18 protein-coding genes are annotated in these 22,350 nt (G+C 37.1%); 2 read left to right on the plus strand and 16 right to left on the minus strand.

Annotated elements, in window-relative coordinates; genetic code table 11:
• Positions 1-46: 46 nt before the first annotated feature.
• From sucD to BMW39_RS10395, 8 genes are all read right to left on the minus strand, one after another.
• Positions 47-919, minus strand: a complete 873-nt coding sequence (gene sucD / locus BMW39_RS10360; RefSeq protein ID WP_034975144.1) for a succinate--CoA ligase subunit alpha — start codon at positions 917-919, stop codon at positions 47-49.
• A 26-nt stretch (positions 920-945) separates the two neighbouring features.
• On the minus strand, positions 946-1,545 hold the full coding sequence (locus BMW39_RS10365) for a hypothetical protein (protein ID WP_034975146.1): 600 nt from the start codon (positions 1,543-1,545) through the stop codon (positions 946-948).
• Positions 1,546-1,618: 73 nt separating this feature from the next.
• The gene (locus BMW39_RS10370; RefSeq protein ID WP_034975148.1) at positions 1,619-2,521 is read right to left on the minus strand and encodes an LpxD N-terminal domain-containing protein; all 903 of its coding nucleotides are present in this window, start codon (positions 2,519-2,521) and stop codon (positions 1,619-1,621) included.
• Between the two features lie 229 nt (positions 2,522-2,750).
• Positions 2,751-3,314: an elongation factor P gene (efp, locus tag BMW39_RS10375; protein WP_034964948.1), complete on the minus strand. Its 564-nt coding sequence runs from the start codon at positions 3,312-3,314 to the stop codon at positions 2,751-2,753.
• A gap of 27 nt (positions 3,315-3,341) precedes the next feature.
• Positions 3,342-4,130, minus strand: a complete 789-nt coding sequence (lpxA, locus tag BMW39_RS10380) for an acyl-ACP--UDP-N-acetylglucosamine O-acyltransferase (protein ID WP_034964947.1) — start codon at positions 4,128-4,130, stop codon at positions 3,342-3,344.
• Between the two features lie 3 nt (positions 4,131-4,133).
• The gene (locus tag BMW39_RS10385; protein ID WP_034975149.1) at positions 4,134-5,528 is read right to left on the minus strand and encodes a bifunctional UDP-3-O-[3-hydroxymyristoyl] N-acetylglucosamine deacetylase/3-hydroxyacyl-ACP dehydratase; all 1,395 of its coding nucleotides are present in this window, start codon (positions 5,526-5,528) and stop codon (positions 4,134-4,136) included.
• Between the two features lie 48 nt (positions 5,529-5,576).
• Positions 5,577-6,599, minus strand: coding sequence for a UDP-3-O-(3-hydroxymyristoyl)glucosamine N-acyltransferase (gene lpxD / locus BMW39_RS10390; RefSeq protein WP_034975151.1), 1,023 nt, complete (start codon positions 6,597-6,599; stop codon positions 5,577-5,579).
• A 73-nt stretch (positions 6,600-6,672) separates the two neighbouring features.
• Positions 6,673-7,887 (minus strand): HD domain-containing protein, encoded by a 1,215-nt coding sequence (locus BMW39_RS10395; RefSeq protein ID WP_034975152.1) that lies wholly within the window; start codon positions 7,885-7,887, stop codon positions 6,673-6,675.
• A gap of 294 nt (positions 7,888-8,181) precedes the next feature.
• Between BMW39_RS10395 and BMW39_RS10400 the strand changes: the two genes are divergently transcribed.
• The gene (locus tag BMW39_RS10400; RefSeq protein WP_131474313.1) at positions 8,182-8,568 is read left to right on the plus strand and encodes a hypothetical protein; all 387 of its coding nucleotides are present in this window, start codon (positions 8,182-8,184) and stop codon (positions 8,566-8,568) included.
• A 132-nt stretch (positions 8,569-8,700) separates the two neighbouring features.
• Here BMW39_RS10400 and BMW39_RS10405 read toward each other — a convergent pair whose 3' ends face one another.
• The 4 genes from BMW39_RS10405 to gyrB form a co-directional block, all read right to left on the minus strand.
• Positions 8,701-9,549 (minus strand): diacylglycerol/lipid kinase family protein, encoded by an 849-nt coding sequence (locus BMW39_RS10405; protein WP_034975155.1) that lies wholly within the window; start codon positions 9,547-9,549, stop codon positions 8,701-8,703.
• Between the two features lie 248 nt (positions 9,550-9,797).
• Positions 9,798-10,247 carry a DUF6526 family protein gene (locus BMW39_RS10410; RefSeq protein ID WP_034975157.1) on the minus strand — a complete coding sequence of 150 codons (450 nt, stop codon included), beginning with the start codon at positions 10,245-10,247 and terminating at the stop codon, positions 9,798-9,800.
• A 1-nt stretch (position 10,248) separates the two neighbouring features.
• Positions 10,249-11,034, minus strand: coding sequence for an RsiV family protein (locus BMW39_RS10415; protein WP_034975159.1), 786 nt, complete (start codon positions 11,032-11,034; stop codon positions 10,249-10,251).
• 62 nt (positions 11,035-11,096) lie between these two features.
• Positions 11,097-13,031, minus strand: coding sequence for a DNA topoisomerase (ATP-hydrolyzing) subunit B (gyrB, locus tag BMW39_RS10420; RefSeq protein WP_034975160.1), 1,935 nt, complete (start codon positions 13,029-13,031; stop codon positions 11,097-11,099).
• A gap of 460 nt (positions 13,032-13,491) precedes the next feature.
• On the opposite strand from gyrB, the gene BMW39_RS10425 reads away from it, so the two are divergent.
• Positions 13,492-13,890 (plus strand): hypothetical protein, encoded by a 399-nt coding sequence (locus BMW39_RS10425; protein WP_034975161.1) that lies wholly within the window; start codon positions 13,492-13,494, stop codon positions 13,888-13,890.
• 73 nt (positions 13,891-13,963) lie between these two features.
• On the opposite strand, the gene BMW39_RS10430 is transcribed toward BMW39_RS10425, so the two are convergent.
• From BMW39_RS10430 to BMW39_RS10445, 4 genes are all read right to left on the minus strand, one after another.
• Positions 13,964-15,397, minus strand: a complete 1,434-nt coding sequence (locus BMW39_RS10430; protein ID WP_034975162.1) for a glutamate synthase subunit beta — start codon at positions 15,395-15,397, stop codon at positions 13,964-13,966.
• Entirely contained in the window at positions 15,397-19,929 is a 4,533-nt protein-coding gene (gene gltB / locus BMW39_RS10435) for a glutamate synthase large subunit (protein WP_051879946.1), read from the minus strand. Before gltB ends, BMW39_RS10430 begins: the two co-directional genes overlap by 1 nt.
• A gap of 613 nt (positions 19,930-20,542) precedes the next feature.
• Positions 20,543-21,061 (minus strand): hypothetical protein, encoded by a 519-nt coding sequence (locus tag BMW39_RS10440; RefSeq protein ID WP_034975164.1) that lies wholly within the window; start codon positions 21,059-21,061, stop codon positions 20,543-20,545.
• Entirely contained in the window at positions 21,058-22,350 is a 1,293-nt protein-coding gene (locus BMW39_RS10445) for an AAA family ATPase (protein WP_034975165.1), read from the minus strand. The genes BMW39_RS10440 and BMW39_RS10445 overlap by 4 nt, the downstream gene beginning before the upstream one ends.

The following is a 22,350-nucleotide window of genomic DNA, read 5'->3' on the forward strand; positions in this document are numbered from 1 at the left end:
TAGAGCCTCTCAAAATATATTTAATAAAAGATCTTAGCAGATCATATTATGCTAAAACTTTTGCTACAGTTACTCCAATTTCTGCTGGAGAATCTACAACGTGAATTCCGTTTTCTGCCATGATAGCCATTTTTGCTTGTGCAGTATCATCATCACCACCTACGATTGCACCTGCGTGACCCATTGTTCTTCCTTTTGGAGCCGTTTGTCCAGCGATGAAACCTACAACTGGTTTTGTAGAACCACTCGCTTTGTACCATCTTGCCGCTTCAGCTTCCAAAGATCCACCAATCTCACCGATCATTACAACCGCTTCCGTTTCTGGATCGTTGATGAACAATTCCAAAGCTTCTTTTGTAGTTGTTCCAATGATTGGATCTCCACCTATTCCGATAGCTGTAGAAACGCCGAAACCAGCTTTCACAACTTGATCTGCTGCTTCGTAAGTCAAAGTTCCAGATTTTGAAACAATACCAACTTTTCCTTTTTTGAAAACGAAACCTGGCATAATTCCGATTTTCGCTTCGTCTGAAGTGATGATACCCGGACAGTTTGGACCGATCAAACGAACGTCTCTATCTTGGATATAATCCTTAACTTTTACCATATCAGCAATAGGAATCCCTTCTGTGATACATACAATAACTTTGATACCTGCCTCAGCAGCTTCCATTACAGCATCTGCAGCAAATGCAGGTGGAACGAAAATAATACTCACATTAGCGCCTGCTTTCTCTACAGCTTCTGCCACAGAATTGAAAACTGGCTTACCAAGGTGCTCAGAACCTCCTTTTCCTGGAGTTACACCACCAACAACGTTGGTTCCGTAATCGATCATTTGACCTGCGTGGAAAGTACCTTCGTTACCTGTAAATCCTTGTACGATAACTTTAGAATCTTTGTTTACTAATACTGACATTTTTTATTGTAATTTATTATTTGTTATTATTTTTTGTCTTTGAGAGACTCATATTTTTTGATGATAGACTCCATCACATTATCTATGCTATTTTCAGCATTTCTTAGTGAACTGCTTTTAGTTTCTTCTATAAAACTTTCCATGTCTGGCTCGTCTTTTAAAAACTCTTGCAATTTCTTTTTTGGAATTCCTGTAAAATATCCAATTGGAATACCAGTATTTGTGGTCTTATTAAAAAGGAAATCAACACCAGTTTCCCCACCCGTACCAGCTGTATAACCTCTGTACCAATCTAAAACTTTTCCGTTGAAAAGATGCTCATTCAGAGATTTTTTATCTTGAGAATTATTAACAAAAACTCTTCTTTTTCCACTAAAATCTTCAAATGAAATTTCTTTTACGGTCGAAGCTTCAATATTTACTTTTTTATTGTCCTCAGTTATACTTTTGATCTTCGTTGTAAAGCTACTTCCGTAAATCAAAGTTGGGTCAAACATATTGGTAGCTACTTTTACTCTTGTCCGCAATGTATCGTTGTCTAAAGTAATAATTCTCGCATTCACAGTTTTTTGACCAAATGTGAACGAAAATACTAAAGATGATAAAAGACCTAGGTAAAATCTCATATGTTTATATTGAACCGTAAAAATAAGATTTTTAGTTTAATAAATTTTTATTTTTAGATTAATAAAATATGATTTACTTCAGATTTTTGAGTTTAACCTCTTTTCTGAGATAATCTCGGAATTCTTCGGCAATTGGGCCAAAGTAAGTTCCTTTTTTCAGATCTCTGTTCACTCCACATTTTGCTAGTAGAACAGTTCCTTTTTCGATTCTTACACCAGAAGCCATTCCGACTTGTCCCCAGATCGTCACTTCATCCTCTATGATGCAGCAGCCTGCGATTCCGGTTTGAGAAGCGATAAGACATCTTTTACCAATGATCGTATCGTGACCGATTTGGATCTGATTGTCCAGAATACTGCCTTCTCCAATGATTGTTGGATCCGTTACGCCTCGATCGATGGTGCAACCGTTTCCGATCTCTACATTATTTTCGATGATGACGTTTCCGACAGAGATCAGTCTATCGAAATTTCCATTGAGTTTTCTGTAATAAAATGCGTCACCACCTAAAACTGTATTGGCCTGGATGATCACATTATCACCAATAACGGTTCTGTCGCCAATCACAACATTCGGGAAAATGTGGCAGTTCTTTCCTATTTTTACATCGTTTCCAATGACGACTGAAGGATGAATAAACGTTCCGTCTCCCACTTCCAGGTCGTGAAGTTCTTCTCTGAAGTTTGAGATCCTTGTGAAGTGTGTATTGATCTTGTTAAAATCCCTGAAAGGATCATCGGAGACCAAGAGAGCTTTTCCGACCGGGCATTCTACTTCTTTGTCAATTAGAATGATCGTAGCGGCAGAATTGAGCGCTTTGTCGTAATATTTTGGATGGTTGACGAAGACAATTTCTCCGGCTTTTACCATGTGGATTTCGTTGGTTCCTAAGACTGGAAAATCTTCTGGGCCGATGTATTTAGCATTGATGATATCAGCAATGGTCTTGAGTTGTTGTGGCTGATTGAATGTCATAGTGAGATGTTAGAATTAAGACATTTGATATTAGATGGAAATCGTCTTTGTGGATACGAATCTGCAGCCCGACTTGAGTGGAGCTCTTTTTCTTTTTGCCTGGGACAAAGCCTGGGAAAAGAAAAAAGCGGGAACGGAAGGCGGATAAAGCTGCCCTAATAATTATTTGGTTTTAAAATAAAAATGGAAGTGTGAAGATCAACTTCAGACTTCCATCCTATATTTTGTTTTATTTTACTCTTTCAAGGTAAGAACCGTCCTCTGTACTGATCTTGATCTTGTCGCCTGGCTCGATGAATAATGGAACCATTACTCTTGCGCCTGTTTCTACGATCGCATTTTTCAGTGCGTTGGTCGCTGTGTTTCCTTTCACGCCTGGATCTGCTTCTACCACTTCCAGATAAACGGATTGTGGAAGTTCGGCAGAAAGTGGAGATTCGTCCGCTTCCTTCAAGATGATGGTGATCTCTTCGCCAGCTTTCATGAATTGTGCGTTTTCAATCATTTCCTTATCAAGGTAAAGCTGAGAGAAATCGTCGTTGTTCATAAAGTGGAATCCATTCTCGTCATCATACAGATACTGGAATTTTCTTGTGATCACTTTTACTTCGTCGATCTTGTGACCTGCGGAGAAAGTGTTGTCCAAAACTTTTCCATTGGTTACAGATTTCAATTTCGTTCTTACGAAAGCAGGACCTTTTCCTGGTTTTACGTGTAGAAACTCGATCACTTTGAAAATATCATTGCTGAATTCGATGCAAAGTCCTTTTCTTATATCGTTGCTTGTTGCCATTAGTTATATATAAACTTGTATTATTTTTTATTCTTTGTTAGATCCGTAACCTTTTACAATACCTCTCGGAGAGTTTTGGATGAATTGGATGATCTCATCTCTTTCCACCGTTGGAAGCATTTCTTTCTCGATGAATTCAATTGCTTGGGTTGTATTCATTTTCATTTGGAAGATGGCTCTGTAGATCTTTTGGATCTCGAAGATCTTGTCATTGGTAAAACCTCTTCTTCTCAATCCTACAGAATTGATTCCTGCATAAGAAATTGGTTCTCTTGCTACTTTTACATAAGGTGGAATATCTTTTCTGATCAATGAGCCTCCAGAGATCATCACGTGTTTTCCGATCTTTCCAAACTGTTGTACGGCAGAAAGTCCGCCCATTACCACAAAATCTCCGATCTCAACGTGTCCAGCGATCCCGCAACCATTTGCAATGATGACATTGTCACCTACGATGCAATCGTGCGCTACGTGTGAAGTTGCCATGATCAGGCAGTTGTTTCCAATTTTTGTATATCCCAAAGCTTTTGTTCCTCTGTTGATCGTCACACATTCTCTTAGCGTAGTACCGTCTCCGATAATCACCTGAGTGTCTTCACCATCGAATTTAAGATCCTGTGGAACGGCTCCGATCACGGTTCCTGGAAAAATCTTGCAATTTTTACCGATCTTAACATTTTCCATAATGGTCACATTAGGACCGATCCACGTATCAGAACCAACTGTAACGTTGGCACCAATGGTAGTGAATGGTTCTATGGTAACGTTTTTGCCGATCTTTGCGCGAGGATCTACTGCCGTAAGCTGATGAATCATAGATTAATTTTTTGTTTTTGCAACTTGGGCCATCAATTCTGCTTCTACAACAACGCTGTCACCAACGTAACCGTAACCCTGCATATGGACGATTCCTCTTCTGATCGGCTCTATCAATTCAATTTTGAATATCAGCTGATCTCCTGGAACTACTTTTTTCTTGAATTTCACATTGTCCATCTTTACAAAGTAAGTGGAGTAATTTTCCGGATCTGGCACATTTGCCAGAACCAAGATCCCACCAACCTGAGCCATGGCCTCGATTTGCAAAACACCTGGCATTACTGGTTCTTTCGGGAAGTGACCTACGAAAAATGGCTCGTTCATAGAAACATTCTTCAGTCCTACCACGTGGGTCTCTGACAATTGTAAGATCTTATCAACTAGAAGAAACGGTGGTCTGTGAGGCAATAATTTCATAATGCCATTGATGTCAAAAACAGGTTCTGCTTTGAGATCAAAATCAGGAACATTTTTTCTTTTTTGCAATTTGTATTGTCTGTTTAGTTTTTTCGCGAACTGCGTATTTACGAAGTGTCCAGGTTTGTTGGCAATCACCCTACCTTTGATCCTTACACCAACCAAAGCCAAATCTCCGATCACATCCAATAGTTTGTGACGGGCAGCTTCATTTGGGAAGTTAAGTGTAAGATTGTCGAGAATTCCGTTTGGACGGATAGAAACTTCGTCTTTACCGAAAGCTAATTTCAGTTTTTCTGTGGTTTCCGGCGTCAATTCCTTATCAACATAAACGATAGCATTGCTGATATCACCACCTTTGATAAGATTTGCATCCAGAAGTTGCTCCAACTCGTGCAAAAAACTGAATGTTCTCGCTGGTGCAATCTCGTCCTTAAACTCGGAAAGATTTTTCATACTTGCATTCTGAGTTCCCAAAACTTTGGTCCCAAAATCTACCATGGTCGTGATCTCGTAATCGTCTGCTGGAATGACTGTAATCTCGGAACCTGTGGAAGGGTCGATGTAGTTCATCACTTCCTTCACCACAAGATATTCTCTTGCAAGATCTTGTTCCTTAACACCAGCTTTCTCAATAGCTTCTACAAAATATTTGGAAGATCCATCCAAGATCGGTGGCTCTGCACTATTCATTTCAAGGAAGGCATTATCAATATCCATCCCGACCAAAGCAGCCAAAAGGTGCTCGCAAGTGTGGATTTTGACCCCTAACTTTTCCAGAGTGGTTCCTCTTTCTGTAGTGGTTACATAATTGACGTCAGCCTCTACCTGAGGATGACCTTCTAGATCTGTTCTTACGAAAACAAATCCGGTGTTTTCCTTAGCCGGTTTGATTGTAAGATTAACTTCTCTACCTGTGTGAAGACCGATACCCGAAAGTTTGATCTCTTCTCTGATTGTTTTTTGTTTATCACTCATTGTAATAGTTTTGAGGCGGGAAGAACTGTGTCTTGGCTCCTGATACCTTTACTCTGATTTTTTATTTTCTAAATCGTTTATTCTCTTGACTATGTCGGTAAAATTACGAAAATGTACGTAATTTCTTCTGTAATCGCTGTAATTGATTGCTGGCGAACCATAAAGTGTCTCACCATCTTTCGCCGCGTGGTTCACGCCACTTTGTGCTTGGATCTTGACTTGATTGCCAATTTTGATATGACCAACGATTCCAACTTGACCTCCAATTTGATTCCAGTCTCCAATGATCGTAGAACCTGCAATCCCAGCTTGAGCGGCAATCACATTGTTTTGACCAATCTTGACATTGTGAGCAATTTGAATCAAATTATCGATCTTAGTTCCTTTGCCGATAACCGTTGAACCAATGGTTGCACGGTCGATACTGCAATTGGAACCAATCTCTACATCATCCTCTATAATGACATTTCCTAATTGTGGAATTTTCTTGAAACCTTCTGCCGTTGGTTGGAAACCAAATCCATCGCCACCAACAACTGTATTGGAATGAATCACGCAATTATCACCAACAATACAATAATCGTAGATTCTTGCACCACTATCAATTTTACAGTTCTTTCCGATTTTCACGCCTTTGCCGACGTAAACGTGAGGAAAAATTTGTGTTCCATCACCAATATCTGCTTTTTCCGAAACATACGTGAATGCACCAATGTAAACATCCTCTCCTACTTTTGCAGTCTCGTGAAAGAAAGAGCCAGGCTCAATACCTGTTCTTCTGCCTTGCATTTCCTGGTACAGATTCATCAACACCTGGAAAGAAAGATAGGCATCTTCTACCGCAATAATTGCTGGTTTGTAATCTTTGTTTTCTACGATTAAGCTTTCTGAAACAATAAGAACTGCGCATTCTGTATTCTCCAAAAATTCTAAAAATCTGGATTGTCCAATGAAAGACAAATGTCCCTTCTCTCCATTCTCAATAGGAGAAACGCCTGTGATGACCGTTTCGGGATTTCCGATGATTTTCCCGTTTATAAAATTTGCAATTTGTTGCGCAGTAAATTCCATAGTTTGCAAAGATAAATATTTTATTAATTAACCATTAATTTTTTATGACGAATCAAACTTACTTTTACTTTACCTACAAAATCTCTCTGGGGAAATAAACAATGTATTTCTTGGTCGCATTTTCCATACAGCCAAACAAAATCTGATTTTCCGATTCTTCCAATTTGAACGTTTCACCCACTTTATTCATCAGATAAATCGGCTGTTTTTCAGTATCATACGGCAACAGCGTTCTGGAAATCTGGCCAACCAATTCTTCTGCATTATGGATATTAAAATGTTGATTGGTCTTGTCAATTTTTTCTTGAATAAATTCTTGAGAAAATGGTTTTGATGAAATGATACTTTTCGGAAAATCTCTATAAATTACCACTTTGCAAAGCTTAGCTAAAATAAAATCAGGATTCTCCGTCCACTCTTTTATCGCCTGGAAAACATCCATATCATCGAGCATTGTGAATCTTCTGATGTCTTCTTCCGTGGCTTCATCAAATTTATTTTTAATCAAAAAATATTTCAGGTTTGATGGCGCATCTAGTTCCAAATTCTGAGAAACCAGATATTTGGCTCTGTTTAAGATTTGGACCAAAACGTGTTCCGCCAACGCCGCCGTTTTGTGATAATAAACCTGCCAATACATAAACATTCTGGCAGTCAAATAATTTTCGATGGAATAAATTCCTTTTGCATCGATGACCAATTTTTCGTTGCTCACGTTCATCATTGAGATGATTCTTTCCACATTCACGTCGCCTTCCGAAACGCCTGTGTAAAAGCTGTCACGCTTCAAATAATCCATCCTATCAACATCCAACTGCGAGGAAATCAATTGGTTAAAAAACATTCTGTGGTATTTTCCCTGGAACATTTCTATCGCCAAATCCAATTTTCCATCAAATTCCTCATTCAGTCTGGTCATCAACAAAATCGAAATCTTCTCGTGGTGCCAATCGTCCATCAACATGTTTTCCAACGCGTGGGAAAACGGACCGTGACCAATATCGTGCATCAAAATCGCCAACATCGCCGCTTCTTCTTCCTCTTTTGAAATCTTGATTCCTTTCAGCTTCAAAGTTTCCAATGCTTTGAACATCAGATTCATTGCACCAAGAGCGTGGTGAAATCTGGTATGTTTTGCGCCGGGAAAAATCAGTGAAAGTAAGCCGGTTTGGGAAATGCGTCTTAGTCTTTGAAAATAAGGATGTTCTATGACGTCAAACAGAATCTCGTGTGGAATTTTGATAAAGCCGTGAACGGGGTCGTTGATGATTTTGAGTTTGTTCTGCACCTATTATAATTGATAAATGATTATTGATGAATGATACAAAAATAGGGAAATTGGATGATTTTTTTATAAAATTAAATTGTATTTGAAATTTCATTCATAAATTGATTTGTATATTTGAGTAACTCATCAAATAAGCAAAAATCAAATGTCCATAAGTTTATTGAACGTTTTAATTATTCAATCTTTCCAACTCTACTTGGAAGTTTATTTACTCTATATTTAACCGAAAAGGTAAAAGGACGAGTTAAAAGTAGTTTTGATTCAAAGTTGGAGAATATTAAAAACTCTAATAATATGGAACTTTCAAAATTTCAAGCAGAAATAAATTCTTTAAAAAGTCGTGAAAATTTTAAATTCACAAAACTTCACGAGAAGAGACTTGTTGTAATGGAAGTAACATATAAACTAATAAATGAGGTTTTGAATGAACTTCACAGATATGTGAATCCATTAAAAATGCTTGAACAAGGCAAAAATTTTGTGGAAAATGATAATATACTACAGGATATATTTTTAAAGAAACACTCTGAATTCACAACCCATTATATAAATAACAGGTTTTATTTTGACACTGAAACAAAAAAAATAATTGACAATTATTTGAGCGATGTTAGAGAAGCATACGATTTGTATAATGAGCAACATTCATTTAGACAAATGGGAGAAAGACCGGATAGATAAATGATGAGAAATGCTTCAAAAGCTTTTAAAAATATTGAACTAAAGATTAATCCAATAAAAGAAAATATAGAAAATAGATTTGCAGAAATTTTAGAGAAATAATTGAGAGCAATTAAGTAATTATATTAATTCTCAAACCAAAATCCTCAAACTCTTAGGCAAAACCTTGATAGAAATCGGGGATTTTATCTTTTTGAATTCGCCGTCGATGTGCCAATTTTTGGTGTTGACTTCAAATTCCACTTCTGAAACGGGAAGATAGGAAACGTAATCGTCGTCTTTCAAACGTTTTGTGAACATCCGATACGCGAAAAACGGTGAATAATAAAGCGGAAACTTTTTGACCAAAACCAAATCTACCAAACCATCACTTTTGCTTGCCATTGGCGCAATGTAGGCATTGTTCCCGAACTGGCGCGTATTGGCGACATTTACCATTAAGTAAGTTCCGTTATAGGATTGAAATTTGGAATCGAAAAACCTAATCGTGATTGGTTTATAATTGAAAAAAGTCTCGATGGAAACTTTTATGTAATTTTTGAAACCGCGATTGGTCTTTTCAAATTCCTTCACGACTTTTCCATCAAAACCAGTTCCTGAAACGTTGATAGAGAAATGTTCGTTCACTGTAAACGTATCGATTTCACGGAATTTCTCATTTTTAATTTTATCTAATAATAAGGAGATATTTTTGCTAAAATTAGTTTCGTTGGAAAATCCGTTTCCTGAACCTGCAGGGAAAACTGCCAGAATTTTTTCTGAATTAATGAGCTTCTTCGCCACTGTAGAAATCGTTCCATCGCCACCAACAGCCACAAAAACATCAACTTCACTCCAATGTTCATCAATGAAAGCATCTGTATCTTCCAGGGATTTTGAAACCAGAAACAGAGGATTTTCCACTTTTTTTGAAAGCTCGTCCAAAAAAGGCTGGTAGTTTTTCTTTGCGGAAAATGGGTTGATGATGAAGGCTACGTTCATAGGTTCAAAAGTAAAAATACTCCGAGGATTTCAGAGTATTTTGTTGAGTTATTTTATTTTTAATTTAAAAAATTGATCGCTCCTCTGGAGCTTTGCATATATTGTTCGGTTCTTTTCTACCAATGGTTTCTCCGCTCTGCGGTTCTATTTTTTAAGGTAAATCTAAGAGAGGTCCTTCTCTGGAACTTTGCTAGTTATTTTTACAAACACTCTCCGCTTTGAGATTCTATTTAGATAAAATATTTTTATTAAATCCTTCTATTGTCGGACTTCCAATGATTGATGTTTTCTTTGATTTTGGAAGCGGACCAATCGTTTTCGCTTGCTTTGCTCATTAATTCAACCAAATCTTCGTCTTCTGAAAATCTGAGTGCGAAAATTTGAGAATCAGAAAATTGATATGGTAAACTTTCAAGTCTCGTGCCTGTCAAAGTAAAATATCGAAGTTTGAATTCATTGATGATAATCCTGTCCTGCAGACCAACTGCATAATGTTGCCTCAACATATATGATATTAAAATTATCAAAATTGAAGCGAAAGAAATCGCAGTCCAAATCCATACAAACTCCTCGTTGACATTGATGTTTTTCCATAATCTGTAAAGTGAAAAAACAAGTAAAACTAAACCGGCCGGATAAATCACAAAATGATGAAGCGGATAAAACTTGCGATAATTCTTAAGATTTTGATTGCCCATTTTATTTGATTTTATATTGTTGGATGAACTCTGGTTTCAGTTGGTCCTTGATGTCTTTGAAATTTAAAGTGATGTAAACTACGCCAGCTGCATAAGCCGTGATTTCGTATTGGTTGTAAACGAATGTGATTTTATTCTGGTCAAAAAAGAAGTTATTATTTAGTTCAATTTTATCAACCAACAACATTTCTTTTTGCTCTGGCTCATCAAAATGATTTTGAAGAATCTTGTTCCAATTGACATCAGTAGGATTTTTGAAAATATCGTTTTGTGAAATCACTTTGTAATTTTTCAAATCAAAAGCTTTGTAACTTTCGAAATAATAGCCGTGTGCGCCGCCAGAATATCCGTTTCCTGCATATTGCAAAGTCAAGACATTGTCTTTGTTAGAAATCAGTTTCATTGCGGACATATCTTCCCAGGTCTGTTTGAACTCTGGCATAAAATCCTGTGATTCATCTTTTTTCAAAGATGCTGCTTTTAGTTTCTCAAGTACGGCTGACAAAGCTTGCTTAGAATACTCTGGAGAAGTGATATTGGCCGGTTTGTAAATACTGTCAAGCAGTGTTTTGTTGGTAATATCCGGGAATAATAAAATTTGTTTTTCGAAGGATAAAGTCAATGTTTTTGCAACTTGTACAGAATCCTGAACTCTCAGGGAATCGATTGCGAATTCTTTTTTGGTTTCAATGCTATCGGATTTCGTGTTGGAAACTTTTGTGTTTTCTGTTTTATTACAGGACGAAAGTAGAACTGCGAAAGATAAAATTGCGATTAAGTTTTTCATAAATTTAATTTTTAGAATGATAACAAAAAACCTTCCAAAATTGGAAGGTTTTAAATTATAACTTAAACGTCTATTCTTGCGTAGACTGCGTTCTTTTCTATAAATTCTCGTCTTGGTGGAACCTCATCGCCCATCAACATTGAGAACGTTGAATCTGCTTCTACTGCATTTTCAATCGTTACTTGTTTCAGGATTCTGTTTTCAGGATTAAGAGTTGTTTCCCAAAGTTGCTCAGGATTCATCTCCCCAAGACCTTTATAACGCTGCACCTCAACACCTTTTCCGTCCGGAGCCAATTCCAAAGTGAATTGTTCACGCTCTTTCTCGTTGTAGGCATAGATTTTTTTATTTCCTTTTTTCAAAAGATACAAAGGCGGTTGAGCGATGTAGATGTATCCATTCTCAATCATCTCATTCATAAAACGGAAAAAGAATGTCAAAATCAAAGTCGAGATGTGAGAACCATCGATATCCGCATCGGTCATAATGACGATTTTATGATATCTTAATTTACTCATATTCAAAGCTTTGGAATCTTCCTCTGTTCCTACAGAAACACCAAGCGCTGTATAGATATTTTTAATCTCCTCATTGTCATAAACTTTGTGAAGCATCGATTTCTCAACATTCAAAATCTTACCTCTCAAAGGCAAAATCGCCTGGAAATGACGGTCACGACCTTGTTTCGCTGTTCCACCTGCGGAATCTCCCTCGACAAGGAACAATTCTGACTCAGCTGGGTCTTTGGAAGAACAATCCGACAATTTCCCTGGCAATCCGGAACCACCCATTGGTGATTTTCTCTGAACCATTTCTCTCGCTTTCTTCGCTGCCTGTCTTGCTTTCGCCGCCAAAACAACTTTCTGAACGATGATTTTTGCTTCGTTTGGATTTTCCTCAAGGAAATTAGTTAGCATTTCGCCAACGATTTTATCAACCGCACCGGAAACTTCGGAGTTACCTAATTTGGTTTTGGTCTGACCTTCGAACTGAGGTTCCATTACTTTTACAGAAACCACGGCAGTCAATCCTTCACGGAAATCGTCGCCTGTAATCTCCACTTTTTCTTTTGCAGGAATCCCAAGGTCATCCGCATATTTTTTAAGCGTTCTTGTCAATGCTCTTCTGAAACCTGCCAAGTGCGTTCCACCTTCGTGGGTATTGATATTATTAACATACGAGTGCAAATTCTCTGTAAACGACGTGTTGTAACGCATCGCCACTTCCACAGGAATCCCCTCTCTTTCGCTTTCCATAAAAATCACGTTCTCCATAATGGATTCGCGGTTTCCATCGATGTATTCTACGAATTCTCTAAGACCACCTTCCGAATGGAAAATCTCTGACTGGAAACTTCCGTCTTCGTTTGGATGTCTCTCATCAATCAAAGTAATGGAAATCCCTTTGTTAAGGAAAGACAACTCTCTAAGTCTGTTCGCCAAAGTATCGTAGTTGTAAACCAATTCCTGGAAAATAGTTCCGTCCGGCTGGAAGAAAACCTCGGTTCCTCTTTCTTCCGTAGTTCCGATTTCGGCAACATCCGCCAACGCTTTTCCTTCAGAATATTTTTGTTGATACAGTTTTCCGTTACGGCTAACAGTTGCCACCAACAAAGTAGAAAGTGCATTCACACAAGAAACCCCAACCCCGTGAAGACCACCGGAAACTTTGTAAGAATCTTTGTCAAACTTACCTCCAGCTCCGATTTTGGTCATTACCACCTCAAGCGCAGACTTCTGTTCTTTCTCGTGGAAATCAACCGGAATCCCACGTCCGTTATCTTTTACAGAAATGCTTTCACCTTCGTGAATAGTCACTTTAATTGTGTCGCAATAGCCTGCCAGCGCCTCATCAATCGAGTTGTCCACTACTTCATAAACCAAATGGTGAAGACCTCTCACGCCAACGTCACCGATGTACATTGATGGTCTCAACCTCACGTGTTCCATTCCTTCCAGGGCCTGGATGCTACTCGCTGTATATTCTTTTTGACTCATATTTTTTATATTAAAGACATAAGACTCAATCTTTCAAATAGTTAGCTTGAGAATATTTCTTTTTAATTTGTTAAATTATCTTGTTAAAATGCTTACAAATATCGTGATTTTTTTCGAGATATGAAAGGATTAAATTGAGGCAGAAAGCAGAAGTTTTTAACAGGGAAGCTTGAGAATTAATTTAAATTATTAGTGTCAATTGGAAAACGAAAATCTAAAGTATATTCTTTTAATATCAATTTTTTATTACAAGAAATTTAATCATAATCATCAATTTAAATCACTAATCTGCCAATAATCTCTTTTTATTTAGAATAAAGTAAAGCAAGCGTTTTATTATTTACAATTATTAATCAAATAAATTATTTAAACAACAAATAAAAACAGAGTAAACTTAAATTTTTCACATTGCATATTGAAAAAAATAATATATTTACGAAACAAACAAAATAAAATTTTTATGAAAAAAGCAATCTTTTTATTAGGTGCTTTCGCAGCACTTTCAATGACTTCTTGCAAGAAAGAAGAAGTAAAAACGACCGAGCCGGCCGCAACCGTAGGTACAACCGAAGCAGCTGAAAAAGTAGAGAATGTTGTAGAATCCTCTGACCTTCCGAAATTCAGCGACCCTGCAATCACAAAGTTTGCTGAAGAGTACAACACTTACGTGAAAGATATGATGGCTGCAAGTAAAGCGCAAGATGCTACAAAAATCCAAGAGCTAACCGCAAAAGCGCAAGAATGGGCAACAAAAGCGCAAACAGCGATGGCGAAAATGACGCCGGAAGACCAAAAACTATGGACAGAATATTACACCAAACTGTCGCAAGATATGACCAACGCGGCGATGGGTAAATAATCTAACCCACTTCAAAAAATTAAGCGAGTCCAGAATCTGGACTCGCTTTCTATTTTAATTTTAACGCTGACAATCAGTTTTCCTGACTCAAAAACTCATCCACTTTCTGCGCACATTTCCGCCCTTCAGCAATTGCCCAAACCACTAGACTCTGCCCCTTTCTCGCATCGCCACAAGAGAAATATTTCGTCTGATTGGTTTTGAATTCCTTATCATTTCCGATGAGATTTCCTTTCGGGTCGAGGTTGATATCCAAATCTTCCACCAAACCCTTGTGCTCCACGTGCGTGTAACCCAACGCGATGAAAGCCAAATCGCAATCGATGACAAATTCTGAGTTTGGTTTTTCCGTATAGAGATTCCATTTTCCGTCGGCATCTTTTGTCCATTCTGCTTCTACCAATCGGATTCCAGTTAGATTTCCGTTTTCATCTTTCACAAACTCTTTGGAATTGACAGACCATTTCCTATCAACGCCTTCCTCGTGAGACGACGTGATGTGCAAAGTCATTGGCATTGTCGGCCAAGGCATCGTAGCATCACGTTCGGTCGGTTGCATTGGTTTATAATAGATTTGATAAACCACTTCCGCACCTTGACGATTTGAAGTTCCAATACAATCCGAACCCGTATCTCCACCGCCAATCACAACTACTTTTTTCCCTTTTGCATCAATATCGTTTTCATTAAATGAAATTCCACTGACTTTTTTGTTGCTTTGAGAAAGATAATCCATCGCGAAATGGACACCTTTCGCATCACGATTCGGAATCATCAATTCTCTCGGAACCGTACTTCCCAACGACAAAACAACAGCATCAAAATTCCGATTGAGGTCTTCCACAGAATAGTTGACACCGACATTGACATTCGTTTTAAATTCAATTCCTTCTTCTTTCATCCACTGAACACGGCGTTCCACGATATTTTTATCCAGTTTAAAATCCGGAATTCCAAACCTCAATAAGCCACCAATTTCAGGGTCACGTTCAAAAACCGTGACTTGATGTCCCATTTGATTTAATTGATAGGCCGAAGCTAAACCAGCTGGTCCAGAACCAACAACTGCCACTTTTTTATCTGTTTTGAATTTTGGAATAATTGGTTTCGCAAAACCTTTTTCGAAGGCAATTTCGATGATATTTTTCTCCACTTCTTCTATCGCAACCGGCAAACTATTGATTCCCAAAACACAAGCGCCTTCGCAAGGTGCAGGACAAATTCTTCCCGTAAATTCAGGGAAATTGTTGGTTGAAATCAATAATTGATAAGCCTTTTCCCATTGCTCCTTATAAACCGCTTCATTGAATTCCGGAATCATATTCCCCAGCGGACAGCCACTTTGGCAAAACGGAACTCCACAACTCATACAGCGCGACGATTGTTTGTGAAGATAATCTTCGGAAATCGGTTTGTAAAATTCTTTATAATGCTGAATCCTTTCTTCCACAGGAAGTTTTTTCGGCAACTCTCTATCATATAATAAAAATCCGTCTGCTTTTCCCATTATTTCAATTCATTTATTTTATTTTCAATCGCTTTTTTGTAATCTCGAGGATAAACTTTGATAATGTGTTTCAAATTATTTTCGAAGTCACTTAATAAATATGAAGCGAGTTCACTATTTGTCATTTCGAAATGTTCTTTAATCAAATCATTAATAATCAATTTATCGTCTTCCGTAATCTCTTCCAGGTTTGCCATATCAGGATTGAAATTCTCTTCCAAAGACCTTTCAATATCCCAAACATAGGCAATTCCGCCACTCATTCCCGCCCCGAAATTCCTTCCGACGCCACCAAGTATCAAAACTGTTCCGCCAGTCATATATTCGCACCCGTGGTCGCCAACGCCTTCCACAACAGCCGTTGCACCCGAATTCCGAACTGCAAAACGTTCACCTGCCATTCCCGAAACAAAGATTTTGCCCGAAGTTGCGCCATACAAAGCGACATTTCCGATGATGCTATTTTCGTGAGCTTTGATGACAGATTCCTTATCGTGATAAACCGCCAGCTTCGCTCCCGAAATTCCTTTACCAAAATAATCATTGGCATCGCCTTCGAGAATCATCGTGATTCCTTTATTACAAAACGCACCGAAACTTTGTCCGGCTGTTCCTTTAAAATTGAATTTCAAAGAATCGTCGGGCATTCCTTCTGAATGATATTTTTTGGTCAATTCGTGCGAGAGAATTGTTCCGACGGTTCTATCTGTATTTTTAATTTGGAAATCAGCTTCCGCAGTTCCATTTTCTTCGATTGCCAACTTCGAAGCTTCCAACATTTCCCAGGAAAGGGAATCATCGATACCGTGGTCTTGATTTTCATCTTTAATGATTGGCAAATCAGTTTCAGGCTTGAAAAGAATTGGACTTAAGTCAATATTTTTATGTTTCCAGAATGAGATATCTTTTTTCGTGGTCAGACATTGAGATTGCCCGACCATTTCGTCAATCGTTTTAAAACCTAAACTCGCCATTATTTCTCTAACTTCCATCGCCAAAAAAGTGAAATAACTGACCAAATGTTCTGGTTTCCCTTTGAACTTCTTGCGAAGTTCTTCATTTTGAGTGGCGATACCGACCGGACAAGTGTTGAGATGACATTTTCGCATCAGAATACAACCTTCAACAATCAGCGCAGAGGTGGAAATCCCCCATTCTTCCGCGCCAAGCAAAGTCGCAATCACAATATCTCGACCAGTTTTTACCTGGCCATCAACTTGAACTGTCACGCGCTGGCGAAGTTTATTTTTAATTAAAGTCTGCTGCGTTTCCGCCAATCCCAATTCCCAAGGCAAACCTGTATGTCTCGTCGAACTTAACGGAGAAGCGCCAGTTCCGCCGTCATAACCGGAAATTAAGATATGGTCAGCTTTCGCTTTTGCAACACCGGAAGCAATCGTTCCGACGCCAGCTTTTGAAACCAATTTGACCGAAATCCTTGCGTGGCGATTGGCATTTTTTAAATCAAAAATCAATTGTGCCAAATCCTCAATCGAATAAATATCGTGATGCGGTGGTGGCGAAATTAATCCAACGCCCGGTGTGGAATGTCGGGTTTTTCCAATCCATTCATCCACCTTGAATCCTGGCAATTGTCCACCTTCGCCAGGTTTTGCACCTTGCGCCATTTTGATTTGAATCTCTTCGGCTTCCGCTAAATATCTTGCTGTGACTCCAAATCTTCCCGAAGCGACCTGCTTGATTGCCGAACGCATATCATCGCCATTTTCATTAATGGTGTAACGATTTTCATCTTCGCCACCTTCGCCTGTATTGCTTTTCGCACCGATTCTGTTCATCGCAATCGCAAGTGTGGTGTGTGCTTCCCAGGAAATCGAACCGAAAGACATTGCGCCCGTTGCAAAACGTTTCAGAATATTTTCCAAAGGTTCAACTTCATCAATTGAAATCCCTTCTCGGTCATTTTTAAAATCCATCAAACCTCTTAATAAAGAAGCCTTCTCGGATAATTGATTAACGGTTCTGGAATATTTTTTGAATAAATCATAACGGTCATTCCACGTCGCCTGTTGCAAAAGATGAACAGATTGTGGATTGAACTGATGATATTCATTTTCCGGTTTCCATTGATAAATCCCACCTGGTTCTAATACTTTTTGCGGAAGTTTTGTTCCGAACGCATTGAAATGTTTAACTAAAGCTTCTTTGGCGATTTCATCAAAACCAACACCGTTTATTCTGGAAATTGCGCCTGTAAAGCAAGTATTGACAACGGTTTTATCAATCCCAATGATTTCGAAAATCTGTGCACCGTGATAAGATTGCAAAGTCGAAATTCCCATTTTGGAAAATATCTTCAACAATCCATCGCCGACTGCTTTTTTATAATTGTATTTTAATTGGTCTAGGTCTGCTTCTTCACCAAATTCATTCTTACGAAACATCTCTCTGATACTTGCCAAAGCCAGATAAGGATTGATAGCCGTAGCTCCGAATCCCAGCAAAGACGCAAAATGATGAACTTCCCAAACATCACCAACTTCCATTACCAAACCGACTTTTCTGCGAACACCTTTGCGAATCAAATGGTGATGAACAGCCGAACAAGCCAAAAGTGAAGGAATCGTCGCGTGACCAGAATCCATCGAACGGTCGGAAAGTACAATCACTTCAAAACCGTCGTCTACCGCATCTGTTGCGTAACGGCAAATCCTGTCAATCGCTTTTCTAAGATTTCCATCTTTTCCGTCAGACTTGAAATAAGTATAAATCGTTTTCGACTGGAATTTCCCTGTATCAACACTTCGAAGTTTTTCTAGTTGTTCATTATTAAGAATTGGATTATCGAGTTTTATAGAATGGGCAAAATTTTTATCCTCTTGCAAAAGATTTCCGCTCCCACCGATTATCGTCGTGAGAGACATTACCAATTTTTCACGAATTGGGTCGATTGGCGGATTTGTAACCTGAGCAAATAATTGTTTGAAATAAGAACTGAGATGTTGTGGCTTTTCACTCAAAACGGCCAAGGGCGCATCGAAACCCATAGAGCCAATTGGTTCCTTTCCGAATTCCGCCATTTCTTTGATAATGACATCCAAATCTTCTCTGGAATATCCAAACGCTTTTTGATATTTGAAAATATCTTCTGACTGCAATTTGTTGAAACGGATTTTCGGACTTGGTAATTCGTTGATATTGATATTCATTTTATCCAACCAATCTCGGTATGGTTTTGAAGTACAAATCTCTTTCTTCAGCTCTTCATCACTAATGATTTCGCCCTTTTTCATATCAACCAAGAACATTTTTCCAGGCTGAAGACGACCTCGCTTGATGACTTTTTGAGGGTCGACCGGCAAAGCGCCAGACTCAGATGCCATAATCACGCGGTCATCCGACGTAACACAATATCGCGAAGGGCGAAGTCCATTTCTGTCAAGCGTCGCACCGATGATGTCGCCATCGGTAAATGAAACGGAAGCCGGACCATCCCATGGTTCCATCATACAGGCGTGGAATTCGTAGAAATCTTTTTTGTAAGAATCCATCTGGTCGTGGCCATCCCAAGCTTCGGGAATCAACATCATCATTGTATGTGGAAGTGATTGCCCTGAATGATAAAGCAATTCCACCATATTGTCCAAATAAGAAGAATCGGATTGTCCCGGTTTTGTGATCGGCAAGATCATATCCATTTCCTGCGCTGTGAAATTGGGACTTTCAAATGTTTTTTCGGAGGACCGAAGCCAATTGAGGTTTCCACCAATTGTATTGATCTCGCCATTGTGCGCTAAAAAACGGAAAGGTTGCGCCAAACTCCAAGTTGGATTTGTGTTTGTGGCAAAACGGGAATGCACCATTCCAAAAGCGGAACGAAGTCGCGGATCCGTGAGATCTTTGAAATAATTCCTGATCTGAACAGAACGCAATTGTCCTTTATATATCAATTTTTTGCACGAGAACGAAGCGACATAGAAACCAATGGGATCATTGCTGGTCACACTCATGATCTGATGTGAAATATAATTCTTGAAAACAAAGAGTTTTCTTTCCAAATCTTTTTCCGTTTCAGTATCGTAAGGACGTTCTACAAAAAGCATTTCCATTACAGGTTCGACACTTTTCGCCAAATCACCAAGATCCAAATTGTTGACAGGAACCGGACGATAACCTAAGATCTTAAGACCTAACTTCTCAGCAGATTGCTCAATGATCTCTTTGCATTCCTGTCTGATGAAATTGTTCTGTGGAAAAAAAAGCATTCCGAGTCCATAATGACCAGGTTCCGGAAGGTCGATTCCGTAATTGAGCGCTTCATCGTAGAGCAACTCGTGTGGAATTTGAATTTGGATTCCGGCGCCGTCGCCAGTATTGCTTTCGTAGCCGGTTGCGCCCCGATGCTCCATATTTTCGAGCATCGTAATGGCGTCGCTGACAATCTTGAAACTTTTGACACCCTTAATATTAGCGACAAAACCAACGCCGCAGGAATCGAATTCTGTTTCGGGCAAATAAAGTCCTTGGTTTTTGGGATTTGAATTTTGAGAAATTTCCTTGGCTCTTTTCATCTTCATTCTTTTTGGATATTACCAAATTTAATGAAAAAAGAAAGAAAAATGATTTTAAATTACCAATTCAACAATTATATAAAACATAATTAGAATTAAAATCAACAAAATAATATAAATTTTATCGATAATTTACATTTAATTAATATTAGATGGTTATTTGTTAAAATTAAATTAATATTGAAAATATTTAAATGACTGAAAATGAATACATTATTCAAAAAGCATTCATTTTAATTAGAATATCTTCTAGAGAAACTCTTTAAAATGACAATAATTTTTGAGAATGAAATTAATTAAAACATACCCTTTAAAAATATGAGGTACAAATTTTAAAATTCAGTTTATCATAAAATTCCTATAACTTTTATGTGGTAGAAATTAAAAAAACTAAAAATTAAAACAGAAAACAAAAACGGTGTAGAAATTAACAAAATGCTAATTCAACATACATATCATCAAATTGATATTAAATCAATAAAAAACCCCACTTTTACAAGCAGGGTCATTAATATTATAAAGAAATCATTAAATTAATTTCATCCACAAAGCCTCATCAATCTTATCAACTTTTACCAAATTATTTTTAGTTAAAGTTTTTGAAGCCTTTAATTTAATCAAACAAAATATAATTACCTTCAAAAAGATCAATATTATATTTTAATTTGAACAATACTTTTTTTTCGGACGTACTAGACTGCGGAACTTTTCTTTTGGTATAACCTCTTGGATTTACACTTTCAAAAACTGCTAAAGCTTCTTTACGTTCAAAATTCTCTAAAAATTCTTTGTAATATTTAAAAGTATTTTCAAGCTGTTTATATATTTTCTTTCTATGGTTTGCTTTATTTTCTTTAGTAGCTTTTATTTCTACAAAATGAATTTTATTAGAATTGAAAACAACAAAGTCACATTGTCCATTTTTCTCACTTAACATTACACAATTATCATTTTGGACAAAATGATAACTTTCATTGATAGTATTTTCTATGTGAATGTGATAAATTTCATTAGCGCTTACAAAAACACCTTTCTTTGAAACCTCATCATCGTAAGCAAATTTATGTCTATCAGATATTTCTATAGAACATAACTCTTTCAAGGGAAATATATCATTAAACTCAGCTATCATAAAGCTAATAGTCTATCAAATTCATTTGAAAATTTGTCAGTCACATTATCTATAATATTGGATTTTATCTGCCCCAGACTATCATTCATAATTTTATAAGATTTTCCATTTCTCAACTCATACACATTAAAAAACTCGGGATTAATCCAAGATTCTCTTTTTATAATTTTATGAACTTCATTTGGTTTTTCTTTTCCTTTTTCGAAAGCTAGCAATAAATTATTAATTGATGCTAAGATATATGGACTATGAGTGGTCATAACCATTTTTTTTCTTTGATAATTCTTGACTTTAAAATCAAAAATATTTTTGACTAAATATTTAATTAGTTCATACTGTGTTTCCGGATAAATATTTAGCTCTGGCTCTTCCACAACATAATTGAAGTAATAATTTTCTTTTAAAGTATTTGCATACTCTATCAGCAAAATAATAGGTATAATACTCTGAAGCCCCGAAGCGGACTGAAGTAAGTCTGTTTTTTCTTCTTTATTATGATATATATAAGAGGTTTTACCTTCTCTTTTATAACTATATTTTTTATCTATTAAATTTAAAGGAATTTCCTTTACAACGTTTAGTGCTTTTTCATACTCTTGTCCAATTTCTAAAAGATGTTTTGGTATTTTAACATCATTATTAATTAAACCCAAGGTGTTTTCAGCTATGATATGTAGAAAATTTCTTTCTGATGGAATATATTGAGAATCATAATACTTATAAACTCCTTTATCCTCAAAGCTTTCTTCAATAATTTTAAATACATCTTCTATGTCACTTTCCGTGATCGGTGCACTTAAGCTCGTATCAATAGCTTCATAAAAAGCATCTAAATCAGGATGAGTTAATCCAGTAGCCAAGAGATCCATCATAATCAAACCTTTTACATAATCTTTAATCTTCTCCTTATCAACTTTTCCAGTTTTAGTATATTCTTTGACTATATTTTTTTTATATAAATTTCTGAAATTTATTTTATAATAACTTTTACTTTCATATTCAAAATGAAAATTATATCCAATATTTTTGTTTTGTTTTACAATTCCTTTGTAAAAACAGATAACAGTTTTTTCATTCAAAAACTTGTTCATTCCATATTTTGCCAACTCTTTTTCAAACAAGACATCTTCATTCTCTCTAAAATTTTCATCCTCAAAAATTGCAATTAATTTAGCAATAGTACTTTTACCAGTAGCTTGCTTGCCAATAAGACATAGGAAATCCCTGACCTCGATATCAACATCTTTCAGAGGTCCAAAATTTTTAACAATAAGTCTTGCTGATTGCAT

Origin of the sequence: Epilithonimonas lactis (assembly GCF_900110605.1) — a bacterium.
Lineage (GTDB): Bacteria > Bacteroidota > Bacteroidia > Flavobacteriales > Weeksellaceae > Epilithonimonas > Epilithonimonas lactis.